We start from the raw sequence: 16637 nt of genomic DNA on the forward strand, positions 1-16637 counted from the left end.
GGTGCGGGCGTGACCCGCGAACGGGTGCAGCAGCCCGGGCAGGACCTCGTCCGACCGGGCCCGGGCTCAGCGGCGATACCGGATCTCGCCGCGGATCACGGTGCAGCGCACTGCTTCCGCGGTCGGCTCCGCAAGCGCATCGGTGAGCGGGTGGTCGAGCAGCACCAGATCCGCCGGCGCGCCCACCCGCACCCTGCGCGGCTCGGCACCGGGGTCGTCGAGGGGGGACAGGTAGCGGTCGAGGGCGGCGGCGGCGGTGATCCGCTCCTGTGGACCGACGACGTCGCCGGTGGGGGCGCGACGGTTCGTCGCGGCCGCGATCACAGCCCACGGGTCGAGCGGCCCGTACGGGGCGTCGCTCGACAGGGCGACGGGCACGCCGCCGTCGAGCAGGGACCGGCAGCGGTACAGGTCCGGCAGATCCCGGGTATCGACCCGCTCGAGGTAGTCGTCGCCGCGGTGCGCGAGGAAGCCGGGCTGGGTCACCACGCACACCCGGCGACGACGCAGCTCGCCGATCGACTCGGCCGGGACCAGCGCCCCGTGCTCGATCCGGTCTCCGGGACGGGTGCCGGCCTCCTCGAACACCGCGAGCAGCAACAGCAGCGCCTCGCGGCTGACGCAGTGCACCGCCACCGGCCGGCCGCGGGCGTGGGCGCGACGGACGGTGCCGGCCAGGGCCTCGAAGTCGGGCAGTCCCGAGTCGGTGAGAACGATCTTGTACGGGCCGGTCGTCACGGTCGCCGGTCGATCCTCGGGTTCGTCGCCGAGGGGCACCCCCAGCAGGTGCACTCGCTGCGGCAGCGCGCCGGAGACGTGTGCGTCGATCAGCGCGGCCAGCGAGCCCGGCGCCAGATCTGGGGTGGCGTCGGTGATCCCGGTGATCCCGAGGCGGGTCAGGTCCGCGCCCACGGCATCGAGCGGGGGCGGCCCGGTGGCGGGCAGCCGCTCGCGCAGCCAGGCATCCGCCCGCCACACCCGCCCGGTGGGGCGACCGGCGTCGTCGCGCTCCACCCCGGGATGGTCGGCCGAGTCCAGTCCGGCCAGGATCGTCGCCGCCGAGTTGAGCACCCACATCGCGCCGCTGCGGTGCTGCACCCGCACCGGTCGCCGCGCGTGCAGCCGGTCCAGCGCCGCGGCGTCGAGCAGGCCCGCGACCGTCTCGACGTAGCCGACGCCGCGGACCCAGCCGTCGCCGGGCGCGGCGTCCAGCGCCCGGGCCAGGTCGCCGGGTGTGCGCACGTGCGGGGGCCCGCACCGGACCGAGGTGGCGTCCGCGGCGATCGCGTGCAGGTGCAGGTGATGATCGTGCAGTCCCGGCAGCAGCGCCCCACCACGGCCGTCGATCACCTCGCCGTCGGTTTCGAGGCCGACCCCGATCGCCGTGATGCGGCCGTCGCGGACCGCGACGTCGCACCGGCCGGCCGGCAGCGCGACGTCGCGCAGCAGCAGGCCGGTCACCGCGCCGACCCCAGTTCGGCGAGCACCGCGGCGGTGTCGCGACCCGGTTCGGCGACGTCGCCGCGCGGGGCGCGTGGTTGCGGCGTCTCGATCTGCGCGGTGCCCGCCGCGGTGTCGACGTACCACTTCTCGCCCCGCCGGTATGCCTGCGCCGCAGCAGTTTCGGCTCCGTCCAGGGTGGCGGCCACCGTCGCCGACATCGAGATGTCCCACAACACCCCGCCGCCGTCGCCGGGTGTGGACATCGCCAGCGCCGCCGCGGTCAGACCCGTGAGTGGATCGGCGATCGCGTCGCCGACGAACATCGGCCCGTCGCCGTCGCGGGCGACCAGTCCCGCGGCCGCGGCGATGTCGTCGCCGAAACCGATCCGGTTCGAGGCGCGTCCGTGCGCGGTGATCGAGATCCAGGTCCCGCCGGTGGCGACGAATTCGTCTGCGTGCAGGCCGAATCCGGCCAGCGCGCGCGGGCGGGACGCCTCGATCACGATGTCGGCGGCCGCGACGAGCGCAGCGAGGGCTGCGCGCTCGTGGGGGAGGGCGGGATCGAGGGTCACGGCCTCGTGGCCGCCGTGCAGCAGGCGATAGAAGTCGGGATTGCCGCGGCGGGCGCCGTCCGGCCGGGACGGTGTCTCCACCTTGATCACCCGCGCCCCCGCCAGGCCCAGCACGTGCGCGCACAGCGGTCCCGCCCACAGCGCACTGAAGTCGACGACGAGCAACCCGTCGACGGGGCGCGGCGCCGGCGGTCGCAGGGGGGCAGGAGCGTGCGCAGGGGTGACGGGTCCGGCCGCGACGCCGAGCAGGTCGGCGCGCTCGGCCAGGTCGGCGCCGGTGTGCTCGCGCAGCCAGGCCTCGACCGCGGGCCACGGGTCGTCCCCGACGTCGGCGCCGACGAGGGCGCCGAGCAGCAGGGGATCGTCGGGCCGGGCGCAGGAGACGGCGGCCCAGCCGTCGGCCGTCGGCAGCAGCCGGCACGAACCGCCGGCCGACGTCGCGCCGCCGCGGCGATGCCCGGTGAAGGCGGCGCGCTCGGCGAGCATGCGCGCCCCGTCGAGCTGCACCGCTCCGCCGGTGACGTCGGCGATCCAGGCGGTGCGTTCCCGCGCGACGGTCGCCGCGCGACCGGGGGGAATCAGGGGTGGCCCGTCGGGACGGCCGGTGAGAGAAGCGATTCCGCTCTCGGCCCAGTCCCGCAGCACATCCGGGCGCGCGGAGGTCGACACGCCGCCGATGCTACAGTCCGCGAAACGACTTCAGGACGGCGGACATGGGCACGGGCGTACGAACCCTCACGGTGGCGGAACTCGCGGGCGGCGACGCGGACACACCGGTTCTCGGCGACGGCGCCGCCCTGTGCGAACCCGTGCTGATCGTCGACCTCGACGACGCCGACGCGTCGATTGTCGAGGCCGCGGCCGCCCACGTGCCGGCACTGGATCGGCTGCTCGTCGGGCGCTGCACTGGCGCCGTCCCGGCCGCCCTGGCGCCGCTGACCGCCGCGCTGGACCTCACGTACGTCGCGGGGCCCGATCCGGCGGACCGGGCGGTGGTCGGCACCGAGGACGTCGAAACGGCGCTCGCCGAGTTCGTCCGGGCGGTGGGGCGGTATCCGCAGTCGGCCCTCGTCGCCGGGCAGGTGCTGCGAATCACCGAGACGCTGCCGGTGCCCGAGGCGATCGACGTCGAATCGCTCGCCTACTCCACCCTGCAGGGCGGCGCCGAGTTCGGTGGCTGGCTCGACGAGCGTCGCAGGCTCGGGCGGCCGCTGCCGCCGCCGCCCGTCGCGGATCCGGTGCTGATCCACCGCGACGGCGACACCCTGCACCTCACCCTCAACCGGCCCGAACGCCGCAACGCCTACGGCACCGCGCTGCGCGACGCCCTGGTCGAGGCGCTGCGCCTGCCGCTGCTCGACGACACCGTCGCGCGGGTGGTGCTCGACGGCGCCGGGCCGTCGTTCTGCGCCGGCGGTGACCTCGACGAGTTCGGCCACACCCCGGACACCGCGACCGCGCACCTGATCCGCACCCGCGGCGGCGCCGGACGGCTGATCGCCGCGCTCGCGGACCGCACCGAGGTGCGCGTGCACGGGCACTGCGTCGGCGCCGGCATCGAGGTCCCGGCGTTCGCACACCGGATCGTCGCCGCCCCCGACACGCTCTTCCGGCTGCCCGAGGTGACGATGGGCCTGATCCCCGGCGCGGGCGGCACCGTGAGCGTGCCCCGCCGCATCGGCCGCTGGCGCGCGCTGCACCTGTTCGTCACCGGCGTCGCGCTCGAGGCACCGCGGGCGCTCGAGTGGGGGCTGATCGACGAGATCGCCGTCCGCGGGGAGTGAGCGAAGGGGAGTGAGCGAAGGGGAGTGAGCGAAGGGGAGTGAGCGAATGTATCGCCCACTCGATCAGATCGAGTGGGCGATACATTCGCTCGGCCCCGAGCGCATGCGAGGGAGGTCAGCCGGCCGCCGACGTACCCGCCCCACGAGTCGCAGAACCGTCCGGCAGCCAGCGGACATACCGCAGTCCGCGGCGTTCCCTTTCGGTCAGTCCGCCCCAGATCCCGTGCTGTTCCTTGTTCTTCACGGCATCGTCGCGGCACGGGATGCGGACCGGGCAGGCCGCGCAGATGTCCCGGGCCGCTCGTTCCCGGCGTTGCCGCTCGCCCCAGGTCTCGTCCTCGGGGGCGTAGAAGGTGTCCGGTCCGATGAACCGGCAGCGGGCGTGCAGACGCCAGTGGTGCCCGTCGTGTGGGTCCGGGACTTCGGTGGGGCTCGGGGCGAAGGCGGGGAGTGTCATGTCGGTTCCGGGGTCAGGCCATGAGGGCGGTGAAGCGCCAGTCCAGCACGGGTGCCGGCGCGTCGGTGCCGCGGTGGGCGTGGACGATCGAGCGCAGTTCGAGGACGCCCCCGCCGCCGTCGAGGGGTTGGGCGGAGTCGATGTGCAGGTCGCTGGTGAGGGTGTCGCCCTCGTGGACCGGGCCGGTGTGGTCGCACGAGTGCCAGCCGAGGACGGTGACGAGGTTGGGCAGCGCGCGGGTGGCCTGGGCCAGGGCGAGGCCGATGGTGTGGCCCCCGTACACCAGTCGTCCTGCGGCGCCGACGCGTTCGTCGTGGTGGGTGGCGGCGATGTTGAGGGTCAGGCGCGCGAGTTCGGGTGCGCTGGAGACGACGTCGCCGCTGGACCGCAGCACTGCACCGGCGAGCGACGGATCGAAATGCGGTCCCGGAACGCGGGTCCGGTAGGCGGCGAGGTCCCAGTCGGCGGGGGCGGACCACCGCGGCGGTTCCTGCGGGCCGATCGCGGACAGGTCGTCGGCGGGCACGACGCGCGCGGGATCGGGGGTTTCGCTCAGCGGCAGCATCGCGCACCGGTAGAAGTCGAGGACGGTGTGCCCGTTCTGGTCGACGGTGTTCATGCGCAGCGCCGCCAGCCCGGTGGGCTTGCGGCCGGGCTTGGCCGAATTCTCCTTCAGGCCCACCACTTCGGTGGTGGTGTAGAGGGTGTCGCCGATATGGGGGAAGCGGTGGAAGCGCAGGCCGCGGTAGAACAGGTTGGCCTTGACGTGGTGGGTGACCAGGGTGGACTGGCCGATCGCCAGGTCGGTGACGAGGCCGGCGTGCGCGACGGGCCCACCGGCGACGGCCGCCGACAGGTGCGCATCGAGGGGCAGGCGCAGCCGGTCGCCGAGGATCGCCTGGTGGGCGGCGGCGAGGCCGTCGGTGATCGTGACGGCCGGGGCGGTGTCGAAGACCTGGCCGACGGTGAGCTCGTCGAAGTAGGGTCCGCCGACCTCGGTGGCGGTGCGTGCGGTGGTCATCTCACTTGTCTCCGATCAGGGCGAGGGTGCGGCGGGCGGCGACGGCGACCGCCTCGTCGAGCATCTGTCCGTCGAGCTGGGCGGCTCCGGCGCCGCGGGCCTCGGCCTCGGCCAGGGCGGCCAGCACCCGTCGGGCCTGCTCGGCCTGCGCGTCGTCGGGGGTGAAGGCCGCTGCGGCCGAGTCGATCTGGGCCGGGTGGATGACCCACTTGCCGTCGAAGCCGAGGTCGGCGGTCCAGCGGGCGGCGCGACGAAAGTCTTCGTCGTCGGTGATGGACAGGAACGGTCCGTCGATCGCCTGCACGCCCGCGGCGCGGGCGGCGTGCAGGAGGCGGTCCTGCACGTACAGCCAGTGCTCGGGGGCGGCGGTGCGGGCGCGGCCGAGCGCGGCGCCGAGGTCGGCGTAGCCGAGGATCACCGCGGCCAGCCGGGGGCCGGTGACGATCTCGTCGAGGCGGGTCACCCCGGCCGGGGTCTCGATCAGTGCCTGCACCACGAGGTCGGCATCGCCCGCCTCGGTGAGGATCCGGTCGGTCTCGGCGAGGTCGGCCGGGCCCTCCACCTTGGGCACCACGATCGACGACAGGGCCGGTCCGAGGGCGGCGCAGGCGCGCAGGTCGTCGGCGAACCACGGCGTGCCGGGACCGTTGACGCGGACCGCGATCGCGCGGCCGGTGCCGCGGGTGGACACCAGATCGGCGACGAGGTCGCGGGCGGTGTCCTTGAGGGCGGTGGCGACGGCGTCCTCGAGGTCGAGGACCACCTCGTCGGCCGAGGAGGCCAGCGCCTTGCCGGCCTTGCGTTCGTCGGAGCCGGGGGCGACGAGCACGGCTCGCCGGCGGCGGGGCTGCGCAGGATTCACGGATCAACCTCTGCTGTGGGGCGGTCGGGAACGGGATAAATGTACGGCCATTGTCTGGTCCAGCGCTACCCGGCGCCGACTCATAAGCGAGGACTGGGGCAACGCATAGGCCGTTCAGGGGGTGTCTCGCGCCCAGAGGTATTGACATCGCGAGGGCGTGAGGCTAAAAATGGCCGTACAAATGACGGGTGGGATCGCAGGTCCCGTGTCGATTCGAGGATTTTCCGTGAGCTACCTGAGCGACGAAGAGACCTTCCTGGTCAAGACGGTGCGCGAGTTCATCGACCGGGAGGTCAAGCCGTCGGTGCAGGAGGTCGAGCACGCAAACGAGTACCCCGAGAAGTGGATCGAGCAGATGAAGCAGATCGGGATCTACGGGCTGGCGGTGCCGGAGGAGTACGGCGGGATGCCGGTGTCGATGCCGTGCTACGCGCAGGTCACCGAGGAACTCGCCCGCGGCTGGATGTCGCTGGCCGGCGCGATGGGCGGGCACACCGTCGTCGCCAAGCTGCTGTCGCTGTTCGGCACCGAGGAGCAGAAGCGCACGTACCTGCCCCGCCTCGCGACCGGCGAGGTGCGGGCGACGATGGCGCTGACCGAGCCCGGCGGCGGCTCGGACCTGCAGGCGATGACCACCACCGCCCGCCGGGACGGCGACGACCTGGTCATCAACGGCGCCAAGACGTGGATCACCAACGCCCGCCGCGCCGGGCTGATCGCGCTGCTGTGCAAGACCGACCCGGCCGCCACCCCGCGGCACAAGGGCATCTCCATCGTCCTGGTCGAGCACGGGCCCGGCCTGACCGTCTCGCGGGATCTGCCCAAGCTCGGCTACAAGGGCGTCGAGAGCTGTGAGCTGAGCTTCGACGGCTACCGTGCCCCGGCGACGGCGATCCTCGGCGGTGAGCCCGGCCGGGGCTTCGCGCAGATGATGAAGGGTCTCGAGACCGGCCGCATCCAGGTCGCGTGCCGCGCCCTCGGTGTCGCAGCGGCCGCGCTCGAGGACTCCCTCGCCTACGCGCAGCAGCGCGAGAGCTTCGGGCAGCCGATCTGGAAGCACCAGTCGATCGGCAACTACCTGGCGGAGATGGCCACCAAGCTCACCGCGGCGCGGCAGCTGACCCGCTACGCGGCGGAGAAGTTCGACAGCGGCGAGCGGTGCGACATGGAGGCCGGCATGGCCAAGCTGTACTGCTCGGAGATCGCGATGGAGATCGCGCTGAACGCGGTGCGCATCCACGGCGGCTACGGCTACTCCACCGAGTACGACGTCGAACGCTACTTCCGCGACGCCCCGCTGATGATCGTCGGCGAGGGCACCAACGAGATCCAGAAGGGCGTCATCGCGTCCCAACTGGTGGCCCGCGGCGGCCTGTGACCAGCCGTCACTAGGATTCATGGTCGTCATGGGCGAACGCGACACGGAACCGGCGTACGCGCAGCTGTCGCGACGGCTGCGCGAGGCCGTCGACGCCGGTGAGTACCGCGGCGGCGTCCGCCTGCCCACCGAGGCCGAACTCGCGCAGCGTTACGGGCTGAGCCGGCAGACGGTGCGGCGCGCGTTCCAGGACCTCGTCGCCGACGGCGTCGTCTACCGGGTGCCCGGCCGCGGCACGTTCGCCAACGAGGACGGGCGGCGCTACCGGCGCCAGCTCGGCTCCATCGAGGACCTGCTCGACCTCGCCGCCGACACCACGATGGAGATCGTCGCGCCGCTGCGCCGCGGCGTGCACATCGAGGCCGCGAGCCGGCTGCGCCTGGACACCGATCTGGTGCACGCGGTGGTGCTGCGCCGCGTGCACGACGGGATCCCGTTCGCGCTGACCACCGTGTACCTGCCCGATCACGTGGCCGCGCACGTGCAGGGCGCTTCGGAGCTCGCGGCCGGGGCGTCGAGCCGGAACACGGTGATGGGCCTGCTCGAGCCGTACCTCGAGCACCCCATCGTCGAGGCGGCGCAGACGATCACCGTCGCGCGGGCCACGGAAGAGGTTGCGCGCGAGCTGAACTGCGGAGCCGGACATCCGCTGCTGCGGGTGGACCGGCTGTACTCGAACGATGCGGGCGAACCGACCGAGCTGTCCGTCAGCTACTTTCTGCCCGAGCACTACACGTATCGCGTCACCCTCCGCCGCGCCGGGCACCGGCCACTGCGGCCCTGACACAGGAGAAATGGAACATGCGGACCTTCAACGGAATCGACGAGATCGAGGCGGCCGTCGGCGAGGACCTCGGCCACAGCGACTGGCTCGAGATCACCCAGGAACGGGTGAATCAGTTCGCCGATGCCACGGGCGACCATCAGTGGATCCACGTCGACCCCGAGCGGGCGAAGTCCGGCCCCTTCGGCCGGACCATCGCCCACGGCTACCTCACCCTCTCGCTGCTGCCCGTCCTCGGATCGCAGATCTTCGCCATCGAGGGCCTGAAGATGAAGATCAACTACGGCGCCAACAAGGTTCGCTTCCCGTCGCCCGTCCCGGTGGGTTCGAAGGTGCGGGCGACCGCGAAGTTCGCGTCCCTCGAGCGCACCGCCAAGGGCGCGAACCTCACCGTCACCTACACCGTCGAGGCCGAGGGCGCCGAGAAGCCGGCGCTGGTCGCGGAGACCATCGTCGTGCTCGTCGCGTAGCGGTCCACCAGCCTGCGGACGGACGCGGGTACGGGCACGTCGTCCGCGACCCACGGCGCGGCGACCGGCCGGCCCGCGACCGTCCGCAACGGGACCACGCCCGCCCAGGAGCCGTCGCTCATGTCGGGCGCGGACGGCGGTGCGTCGCGGATCTTGACCGTCCACTGCCCCGGCCGGATGGGCAGCGCCAGGGTGGCCGTGGCCGCCAGTTCCTTCCTGGTGTGTGCCCGGGTTTCGGCGCTGCGCCCCGGTATCAAGCCGTCCGACAGGACGTCCAGTGCGCCGGCGGACTCCTCTGCGGACAGGACGGTGACTTCGCCTCGGACCACGGCGGATCGGAAGTTCGCGGACGAGTGGAACAGGTCCTGCGCCACGACGACGCCGTCGAGGATCGACACGCACACGGCCACCGGCGCCCCGGACGTCGCCAGGCGCAGCGCGCCCGCGCCGGTGGAGCCGTGCAGGAGGAGCCGGTCGCCGTCGCGCGCGTAGAGCATCGGTACGACCCACGGCAGGCCGTCGGCGACGGTGGTGAACGTGCACGTGACCGCCGCGTCCAGTACCGCGTCGAGGTCGGCCCGCCGGGTCCGGGCCCGTTCGGGATAGCGCCTGATGTTGTCCATGCAGGCGAGCCTCGTCGATATGCGGACCGATGAACAGATCCACAAGACCCGCCGAATCCAGGACCAGTATTGTCGTGCCGTGCCCCGCGTCGCGCCCGTCGTCCATCTGACCTTCGAGCTGCCCGACACCGGCGCCCCCCTGCGGCAGCGTCTCGCCGAGGCCGTCGTCGACCGGATCCGGTGCGGTCACATCCGGGTCGGCGATCTCCTGCCGTCGACCCGCACGCTGGCCGCGGAGCTCGGGGTGTCCCGCGGCTGCGTGGTCGAGGCGTACGACGAGCTGTGCGCCTCGGGCTTCGCTGTGGCCCGGGCGGGCTCGGGTACGCGCGTCGCGGCCGGAGCGGACGTGGCGGCCCGGGCGCACGCCGCATCACACCCGGTCGTGGCCGCCGCGCCGCCGTCGGAGCCGGACCGGGCTCGTCGCGCGCCCGTACTGGACCTGCGGCCGGGCATACCGGACCCGGCGCTGGTCTCGGACGCGGAGTGGCGCCGGGCCTGGCGTGCGGCCGCCGCGGCACCACGCCCCCTCGGCGTCGCCGATCCGGATGCGCATCCGGAGCTGCGCCGGGCGCTGGCCGATCACCTCCGGCGGACGCGGGGCCTCGCCTGCGGCCCGGACGAGATCGTCGTGTTGCCGGGCGTCGCCGCCGCGATCCGGGTGCTCGCGATCGCCGCGACGCTGCGGGACCGCGACGTCGCGTTCGAGGACCCGGGGTACGGCCGTGCGCGACGGGCGCTCGTCGGCGAGGGCGCCCGGCCGCGGCCGATCCCGGTGGGGGAGGACGGTCTGGATCCCGACCTGGTGCGGGAGACCGACGCCGCGGTGTACTGCACACCCGCTCATCAGTATCCGATGGGGGCGCGCATGCCGGTGTCCCGTCGGGCACGGCTCGTCGCCCGTGCCGCCGAGACCGGGACTGTCGTCGTCGAGGACGACTACGACGGCGAGTTCCGATACGACGTGTCCGCACTCCCGGCGCTGCGCAGCATCGACGGCGGGCGCGAGTGCGTCGCCTACGTGGGGACTGCCTCGAAGATCCTGTCGCCGGATCTGCGGCTCGCGTGGCTGATACCGCCGGTCCCGCTGCGTTCGCGGATCGCGGCAGCCGTGACCGAGAGCGGGGAGGTGGCGTGTTCGGTCACCGCGTCCGCGCTGGCCCGGCTGATCGAGTCGGGGGCGCTGTCGCGGCATCTGGCGCGTGCGTCCCGCACGTACCGCGCCCGGCGGTCCGCGTTCGTCGGTGCGCTACGCGATCTCGAGCGGTTCGGCGTGTCGGTGACCGGTATCGAAGCGGGTTTGCATGTGGTGCTGCGTTTTCCGGAGGACGTCGACGACGTGGCGGTCGCCGCCGCAGCACGACGGCTCGGGGTGGAGAGCGCGCCGCTCAGCACGTACAGCGCGGCCCCCGGCGGTCCGCGCGGACTCGTGTGCGGGTACGCGCGGTTGCCGGAATCCCGGGCGGTGGACGCGGCCGACGCGATCGGGGCGGCCCTGCGCGGTGTGTCCTTCGGGCTGTCCTAGCCGCCCAAAGGACGCACCGGCGGCGGAGCCGCCTACGTGTTGCAGCCGCGGGCGGCGACGGGCCACCGGTCGACGACCGTGTCCCCGGCGACGACGATCAGGTCGTCGGCGAGATTGACCGTGGTGCACACGTGATTGGGGATCACCCGGACCCGGGTGCCGAGCGCGGGGCGATCGGCGGCGTCCGGCCACTGCACGGTGGCGTGGTGCTCGGACAGCGCGACGATCCGCGCGTCCGGTGCGCCCAGGATGCGGCCGTAGCCCGTCGCCCAGGCGGCGCGATCGGCGCCGAGCACCTTGCTGCCGGCGTCGAGCACCACCGTGTCGTCACGCGCCGACACCACCGTCGACAGCGCCGTCAGCGCGATCGCGTCCGCACCGGCCGTGCCCAGCTCGAGCTGCTGCGCGTCGCCGAAGACGTACACGCCCGGCCGCAGCTCGGTGGCAGCCGGCACGTCGAGGTGCGCGGTGGGGGTCGAGCCGCCGCTGACCACGCTCGCGTCGTGTCCGGTGGCCGCCACCGCCGCCACCGCCCGGCTCAGTGCCGTCGCCTCGTCCGCCGCCGCGACGGCCGGCCGACCGGGCCCGTAGGAGTGCCCCGGGAACGTGAACACGCCGCGCACCTCGAGCCCGACCGAGGCGGCCGCGACGGCGACCGACCCGGCCCGCTCCGGGGCGACCCCGGTGCGGTGGTGACCGCTGTCGACCTCGACGAGCACGTGCAGGCCCGGTCGGGCGTGCTCGGCGAGTGCCCGCGCGCCCTCGGCCGAGTCCACCCCGACGGTCAGGCGGACCTCCGCGGCGAGCGCACGCAGCCGGGCCCCGCGCGCGGCGTCCGTCCACAGGGGATACGCGATGAACAGGTCGCGGAAACCGGCATCGGCGAAGACCTCGGCCTCGGAGACCGTCGCGACGGTCAGCCCGACGGCGCCGGCGGCGATCTGGCGACGGGCGATCTCGACGCACTTGTGCGTCTTGGCATGCGGGCGCAGGGTCACGCCACGAATGCGCGCCGCGTCGGCCATCCGCGCGATGTTGCGGTCGAGGACGTCACGGTCGACGAGCAGAGCGGGGGTGGCGGGGACGGCCGGGAACGCGGGCATGGCCGCACTCTATTCGTGGCCCCGACCGGTCCGGCGCCTGCCCGGCGAGTTACCGAAAATAGAGAGCGGTCGTCCTCTTTCTCGCTATGCTCGGTGCATCGACGTGAGGGAGGTCACATGGACACGACACCGGCGCCCGCCGAGTTCGACCTGGTTGTCCGCGGAGGTCTGTGGTTCGACGGCACCGGCGCACCCGGCGTCGTCCGCGACCTCGGTGTCCGGGACGGGGTGGTGGCGGCGGCGAGCGCCGAACCGCTGCCCATCGGGCCGGACACCGAGGTGATCGAGGCGGAAGGCCGGTGGGTGATGCCCGGCTTCGTGGACCCCCACACCCACTACGACGCCGAGGTGCTCGTCTCGCCCGGCCTGCCCGAGTCGGTGCGGCACGGCGTCACCACCGTCCTCATGGGCAACTGCTCGCTCTCGACGGTGTTCGTGCCGCCGCTCGACGCCGCGGACCTGTTCAGCCGGGTCGAGGCGCTGCCCCGTGAACACGTGCTCGCCGCGCTCGAGCAGGGCAGGACCTGGTCGTCGCCCCGGGAATACGTCGCCGCGCTCGACGCCCTGCCGCTCGGTCCGAACGTCGCCGCGTTCATCGGGCATTCCGACGTCCGGGCCGCCGTCCTGGGGCTCGGCCGCTCCACCGATCCCGCCAGCGCTCCGAGCCGTGCCGAACTCGCCGCGATCGAGGCCGGTATCGAGGACGCCCTCGACGCCGGATTCCTCGGCGTGTCCACCATGACGAATCCCTGGGACAAACTCGACGGCGATCGCTACCGCTCCCGCACGCTGCCCTCGACCCACGCCTCGTGGTCCGAGTTCCGCCGGATACACCGCATCCTGCGCCGCCGCGGCCGCGTCCTGCAGGCCGTGCCGAACCTCAACACCAAGTACGACGTGGCGTTCTTCGCCCTCGCCACCACCGGCCTGGGCCGCAAGCCAATGAGGGCCGCCGTGCTCGCCGCCGCCGACACCAAGGCCGAACGCTGGGTGCACCGCATCTTCGCTCCGATCGCCTTCGCCGCCAACCGGATCGGCCGCGGCGCCTTCCGCTGGCAGCACCTGCCCACCACGTTCGAGGTGTACTCCGACGGGATCGACCTCGTGGTGTTCGAGGAGTTCGGCTCTGGGCGGGCCGCCCTGCACCTGAAGGAGGAGGTCGCCCGCAACGAGCTGCTGCGCGACGAGGCGTACCGCCGCTGGTTCCGGCAGGACTTCGACAAGAAGTTCTCGCCGCGCGTGTGGCACCGCGACTTCGACGACACCACCATCGTGGAGTGCCCCGACGCGTCGCTCGTCGGCCGTTCCATCGGCGCCGTGGCGCGCGAACGCGGTGTGCACCCGGTGGACACCTTCCTGGACCTCGTCGTCGAACACGGACGGAAGTTCCGCTGGCACACGGTGATCGCGAACGATCGGCCCGAGGTGGCCAACCGGCTCCTGGGGCAGCCCGGTGTGACCGTCGGCTTCTCCGACGCCGGCGCGCACCTGCGCAACATGGCGTTCTACAACTACGGCATCTGCATGCTGCGCCGCATCCACGAGTACGCCGGGCGCGGAAAGCCCGTCATGCCGCTGGAATCGGCGATCCACAAGCTCACCGGTGAACTCGGCGACTTCTACGGCATCGACGCCGGGCACCTGCGCATCGGCGACCGCGCCGACGTCGTGGTGGTCGACCCGGCCGGTCTGAACGAGGACACCGACGCCTACCACGAGGCGCCCATGCCCGAGTTCGGCGGACTGAGCCGCATGGTCAACCGCAACGACGCCGCCGTCACCGCGACCGCGGTGGCCGGGCGCGTGGTGTTCCGTGCGGGCGAGTTCGTGCCCGGCTACGGCGCCACCGTCGGCACCGGGCGCTTCCTGCGCGCGGGCGTCGACGCGCGTGGACCCGTGCCGGCGCGGAGCGGCACCCGATGACGGAAGCGCCGGAGCGAGAACGACACCCGGTCGCGGGGCGGCGCACCCAGCAGCAGCGCCGCACGGCCACGATCGAGCGGATCCTCGACGCGACCGTCGAGGCCCTCGGTGAACTCGGCTACACCGCCACCACCATCGGGGAGGTGTGCCGCCGCTCCGGGGTGTCCTCCGGTGGGGTGTTCCGGCACTTCCCGGCCCGGCTCGATCTGATGGTCGCCGCCGCCGACGCCGTCCGCGAGCGGCAGTTCGCGAACTTCCGGCTCGGGCTCGAACAACTCGGTGGGCCCGGCGACAGCCCCGAGTCGGTCCGCGAGTGCCTGCGGCTGCTGCGGGCCGCGTGCCGCGCCCCGATCAACGCCGCCTGGTACGAACTGCTCGGCGCGGCGCGCACCGATCCCGCGCTGCGCGCCCGTCTCGCTCCGATGGCGCAGCGGTACCACGCCCAGATCGCCGAGTTCGGCCGCACCCTGCCGATCGCCTCCCGGTTCGAACCGGCGGAATTCGACACGCTGCTGTTCACGATCGTGCACCTGCTGGACGGGGAGGCCGTCGCCGCGGTGGTCCACCCGCAGCCCGAGCAGGAGGAGCCGCGTCTCGCTCTGGTGGCCCAGCTGGTGACCGGAAGGTGAGAGCGAAGTAGGTTCGGGTAATGAGCATCGACAACGAATCGGCGCCGAAGTGGTTCGTCGAGGCACTTGCCGCGCCGGTGGAGACCGGCAACGTCGAGGTCGACGGCGTCTCGATCGCCTACCGCGCGTGGGGTGAGGAGGGCCGTCCCGGCATCGTGCTGGTGCACGGCGGGATGGCGCACTCGCGCTGGTGGGATCACGTCGCACCCCAGCTCGCCGAGGGCCGGCGCGTCGTCGCGCTGGACATGAGCGGGCACGGGGACAGCGGCCACCGCGACGGCTACTCCCTCGAACTGTGGGCCGCGGAGGTGCTCGCGGTGGCGCAGGCCGGCGGGATCGCCGGGCCCCCGGTGCTGGTCGGCCACAGCATGGGCGGGATCGTCTCCTTCGCGGCCTCCCATCTGTACGGCGACCGGCTGGACGGGGTGGTGATCCTCGACTCCCCGATCCGGGACCTGACGCCCGAGGAGATCGAGATGCGGGCGCAGGCCGCGCGGGAGCGCAGTGGCACGAAGGTGTATCCGACGGCGGAGGAGGCGATGGCGCGGTTCCGGCTGGTCCCGCCCCAGGAGACCGCCGAGCCGTACGTGCTCGAGCACATCGCGCGGCAGTCCATGCGGCAGGTGCCCGGGGGGTGGAGCTGGAAGTTCGACGCCCTGCGGATGACCAAGGACCGGCGCACCAGCCTCGAGAGCTTCGAGGCGAAGTGCCGCATCGCCTACTTCCGCTCGGAGAACGGCATCGTCGGTCCCGACCTGCTGGCCCGGATGCGGCCCCAGTTCGGTCCGGACGCGCTGGTGACGGATCTGCCGGTCGCGGGACATCACCCGGTCATCGACCAGCCGCTGGCGGTGGTCACCGCCGTGCGCACGGTCCTGGCGGCCTGGTCGCCGGCGTGAATCCGATCCGGCCGGTGGCGGTGAAACTGGGGAGCCAGCCGTGGCTGCCGCGGTTCGGCAAGCAGATCGTCACCGTCGACCACACCATCCAGCGGGTCACGTTCGGCCGCGTCACCCTGCTCACCCTGGCCGGCCTGCCGGAGCTCGTCCTCACGGTCCGCGGCCGCAAGAGCGGGGTCGAGCGGAGCACGCCGCTGCTGGGCGTTCCGCACGACGACGCCTGGCTCGTCGCCGGCTCGAACTGGGGGATGCCGGAGCTGCCCGGCTGGGCCCGCAATCTCGACGCCGCCGACGAGGCCCGGGTCACCTACCGCGGCCGCGAGACCGTGGTGGTACCGCGACGCTCGGAGGGCAGCGAGCGGGCGATCCACTGGGAGGTGCTGGTGGAGGTGTGGCCCAACTACGAGGTGTACGCCCGGCGCACCGAGCGGGAGATCCCGATCTACGTCCTCGCGCCGTACGAGGATTGACAGGGCTCGCCGAATCGGTCAGGGTCGGCATCGGCCCTCCGACGAGCCCTGCGTGCGGTATCTGCCCGCATTGCTAGTCTCGAACCGTGCGGGAGGCTTCGGAGTTCCACGTGCGGGCGCCCGGACCGGCCGACGCCGATGCGATCGCTCGGGTGCTGATCGTCACCTGGCGCGCCACGTACGGGCACCTTCTCCCGAGCTCCTTCTTCGACGACGACGCGCTCGAACAGCGGACGGCCATGTGGCGCTCCATGCTGAACGGACCGCGGCGGCCGCCGCGACTACGCGTTGCAGAGGCTCACGGGGAGATTGTCGGGTTCGCTTCTGCAGGCATACCGATAGACGACGAGGACCCCGTCCGAGATCTTCAGCTCTACACCCTCTATCTCCTGCCCGAACACCACGGGAGTGGTGCAGGGCAGGCACTTCTCGACGCGGTTCTGGCCGGGGACCGTGCGCAACTCTGGGTCGCCGAGGACAATCCCCGCGCGCACAGCTTCTATCGCCGCAACGGCTTCCTGCCCGACGGAGCGGAGAAGAACTACCCGGGCACGGCTCTCGTCGAAGTCAGACTCGTCCGATAACCGGCCCCCTGTGACAACCACCGCGAGCGACGGGTATCCCTGTCTGCAGCGCCGGGGCCGGGCGGAACCGCAGTCGGGGCCCGGCGGGGGCTGCTTCCCCGGACCGGTCGCCG

At 72.9% G+C, this 16637-nt stretch carries 17 protein-coding genes; 10 read left to right on the plus strand and 7 right to left on the minus strand.

The annotated features are described in order from the left end of the window. Positions 1-66: 66 nt before the first annotated feature. Both A4U64_RS01705 and A4U64_RS01710 read right to left on the minus strand, forming a co-directional pair. Positions 67-1461 (minus strand): amidohydrolase family protein, encoded by a 1395-nt coding sequence (locus tag A4U64_RS01705; RefSeq protein ID WP_065922059.1) that lies wholly within the window; start codon positions 1459-1461, stop codon positions 67-69. Then, positions 1458-2684, minus strand: coding sequence for a CoA transferase (locus A4U64_RS01710; RefSeq protein ID WP_065922060.1), 1227 nt, complete (start codon positions 2682-2684; stop codon positions 1458-1460). Before A4U64_RS01710 ends, A4U64_RS01705 begins: the two co-directional genes overlap by 4 nt. A gap of 44 nt (positions 2685-2728) precedes the next feature. Between A4U64_RS01710 and A4U64_RS01715 the strand changes: the two genes are divergently transcribed. Beyond that, positions 2729-3799, plus strand: a complete 1071-nt coding sequence (locus A4U64_RS01715; protein WP_065922061.1) for an enoyl-CoA hydratase/isomerase family protein — start codon at positions 2729-2731, stop codon at positions 3797-3799. A gap of 115 nt (positions 3800-3914) precedes the next feature. Here A4U64_RS01715 and A4U64_RS01720 read toward each other — a convergent pair whose 3' ends face one another. Genes A4U64_RS01720 through A4U64_RS01730 form a run of 3 tightly spaced genes read right to left on the minus strand, consistent with a single transcriptional unit; the run spans position 3915 to position 6106 of the window. Next, positions 3915-4256 carry a WhiB family transcriptional regulator gene (locus A4U64_RS01720; protein ID WP_043802729.1) on the minus strand — a complete coding sequence of 114 codons (342 nt, stop codon included), beginning with the start codon at positions 4254-4256 and terminating at the stop codon, positions 3915-3917. 13 nt (positions 4257-4269) lie between these two features. Next, positions 4270-5277 (minus strand): MaoC family dehydratase, encoded by a 1008-nt coding sequence (locus A4U64_RS01725; RefSeq protein ID WP_065922062.1) that lies wholly within the window; start codon positions 5275-5277, stop codon positions 4270-4272. Position 5278: 1 nt separating this feature from the next. Beyond that, on the minus strand, positions 5279-6106 hold the full coding sequence (locus tag A4U64_RS01730) for an HpcH/HpaI aldolase/citrate lyase family protein (RefSeq protein ID WP_037201171.1): 828 nt from the start codon (positions 6104-6106) through the stop codon (positions 5279-5281). A gap of 259 nt (positions 6107-6365) precedes the next feature. Here A4U64_RS01730 and A4U64_RS01735 point away from each other — a divergent pair, with 259 nt between their 5' ends. The 3 genes from A4U64_RS01735 to A4U64_RS01745 are packed head-to-tail and all read left to right on the plus strand — an operon-like array spanning position 6366 to position 8771. Further along, the gene (locus A4U64_RS01735) at positions 6366-7517 is read left to right on the plus strand and encodes an acyl-CoA dehydrogenase family protein (RefSeq protein WP_006941441.1); all 1152 of its coding nucleotides are present in this window, start codon (positions 6366-6368) and stop codon (positions 7515-7517) included. A 19-nt stretch (positions 7518-7536) separates the two neighbouring features. Continuing rightward, positions 7537-8301, plus strand: a complete 765-nt coding sequence (locus A4U64_RS01740) for a GntR family transcriptional regulator (protein ID WP_050035933.1) — start codon at positions 7537-7539, stop codon at positions 8299-8301. A 17-nt stretch (positions 8302-8318) separates the two neighbouring features. Then, on the plus strand, positions 8319-8771 hold the full coding sequence (locus tag A4U64_RS01745; protein WP_006941443.1) for a MaoC family dehydratase: 453 nt from the start codon (positions 8319-8321) through the stop codon (positions 8769-8771). On the opposite strand, the gene A4U64_RS01750 is transcribed toward A4U64_RS01745, so the two are convergent. Further along, positions 8699-9394, minus strand: a complete 696-nt coding sequence (locus A4U64_RS01750; protein WP_029546196.1) for a pyridoxamine 5'-phosphate oxidase family protein — start codon at positions 9392-9394, stop codon at positions 8699-8701. The genes A4U64_RS01745 and A4U64_RS01750 overlap by 73 nt on opposite strands. A gap of 19 nt (positions 9395-9413) precedes the next feature. Between A4U64_RS01750 and pdxR the strand changes: the two genes are divergently transcribed. Further along, positions 9414-10916 (plus strand): MocR-like pyridoxine biosynthesis transcription factor PdxR, encoded by a 1503-nt coding sequence (gene pdxR / locus A4U64_RS01755; protein ID WP_232334148.1) that lies wholly within the window; start codon positions 9414-9416, stop codon positions 10914-10916. A 32-nt stretch (positions 10917-10948) separates the two neighbouring features. Here the strand turns inward: pdxR and A4U64_RS01760 are convergent, their stop codons facing one another. After that, positions 10949-12019 carry an alanine racemase gene (locus tag A4U64_RS01760; RefSeq protein WP_006941447.1) on the minus strand — a complete coding sequence of 357 codons (1071 nt, stop codon included), beginning with the start codon at positions 12017-12019 and terminating at the stop codon, positions 10949-10951. 117 nt (positions 12020-12136) lie between these two features. Here A4U64_RS01760 and A4U64_RS01765 point away from each other — a divergent pair, with 117 nt between their 5' ends. The 5 genes from A4U64_RS01765 (at position 12137) to A4U64_RS01785 (ending at position 16524) form a co-directional block, all read left to right on the plus strand. After that, a complete protein-coding gene (locus A4U64_RS01765; protein WP_065922063.1) occupies positions 12137-13942 on the plus strand; it encodes an N-acyl-D-amino-acid deacylase family protein in 1806 nt (601 codons plus the stop codon). Next, positions 13939-14571 carry a TetR/AcrR family transcriptional regulator gene (locus A4U64_RS01770; RefSeq protein WP_006941449.1) on the plus strand — a complete coding sequence of 211 codons (633 nt, stop codon included), beginning with the start codon at positions 13939-13941 and terminating at the stop codon, positions 14569-14571. The genes A4U64_RS01765 and A4U64_RS01770 overlap by 4 nt, the downstream gene beginning before the upstream one ends. A gap of 20 nt (positions 14572-14591) precedes the next feature. Continuing rightward, positions 14592-15470, plus strand: a complete 879-nt coding sequence (locus A4U64_RS01775; protein WP_029546187.1) for an alpha/beta fold hydrolase — start codon at positions 14592-14594, stop codon at positions 15468-15470. 14 nt (positions 15471-15484) lie between these two features. Further along, positions 15485-15940, plus strand: coding sequence for a nitroreductase/quinone reductase family protein (locus A4U64_RS01780; protein WP_231772428.1), 456 nt, complete (start codon positions 15485-15487; stop codon positions 15938-15940). Between the two features lie 86 nt (positions 15941-16026). Beyond that, complete coding sequence (locus A4U64_RS01785) at positions 16027-16524, plus strand: GNAT family N-acetyltransferase (RefSeq protein WP_231385953.1); 498 nt, start codon at positions 16027-16029, stop codon at positions 16522-16524. Positions 16525-16637 lie beyond the last annotated feature (113 nt).

Origin of the sequence: Rhodococcus sp. WB1 (assembly GCF_001700945.1) — a bacterium.
GTDB classification, from domain to species: Bacteria; Actinomycetota; Actinomycetes; order Mycobacteriales; family Mycobacteriaceae; genus Rhodococcus; species Rhodococcus aetherivorans.

Bases quoted from the DNA above. Each gene is read 5' to 3' on its own strand.
- A4U64_RS01715 (WP_065922061.1), top strand. From the start codon at position 2,729: ATGGGCACGGGCGTACGAACCCTCACGGTGGCGGAACTCGCGGGCGGC.
- A4U64_RS01720 (WP_043802729.1), bottom strand. From the start codon at position 4,256: ATGACACTCCCCGCCTTCGCCCCGAGCCCCACCGAAGTCCCGGACCCA.
- A4U64_RS01725 (WP_065922062.1), bottom strand. From the start codon at position 5,277: ATGACCACCGCACGCACCGCCACCGAGGTCGGCGGACCCTACTTCGAC.
- A4U64_RS01740 (WP_050035933.1), top strand. From the start codon at position 7,537: ATGGTCGTCATGGGCGAACGCGACACGGAACCGGCGTACGCGCAGCTG.
- A4U64_RS01745 (WP_006941443.1), top strand. From the start codon at position 8,319: ATGCGGACCTTCAACGGAATCGACGAGATCGAGGCGGCCGTCGGCGAG.
- A4U64_RS01750 (WP_029546196.1), bottom strand. From the start codon at position 9,394: ATGGACAACATCAGGCGCTATCCCGAACGGGCCCGGACCCGGCGGGCC.
- pdxR (WP_232334148.1), top strand. From the start codon at position 9,414: ATGCGGACCGATGAACAGATCCACAAGACCCGCCGAATCCAGGACCAG.
- A4U64_RS01760 (WP_006941447.1), bottom strand. From the start codon at position 12,019: ATGCCCGCGTTCCCGGCCGTCCCCGCCACCCCCGCTCTGCTCGTCGAC.
- A4U64_RS01765 (WP_065922063.1), top strand. From the start codon at position 12,137: ATGGACACGACACCGGCGCCCGCCGAGTTCGACCTGGTTGTCCGCGGA.
- A4U64_RS01770 (WP_006941449.1), top strand. From the start codon at position 13,939: ATGACGGAAGCGCCGGAGCGAGAACGACACCCGGTCGCGGGGCGGCGC.
- A4U64_RS01775 (WP_029546187.1), top strand. From the start codon at position 14,592: ATGAGCATCGACAACGAATCGGCGCCGAAGTGGTTCGTCGAGGCACTT.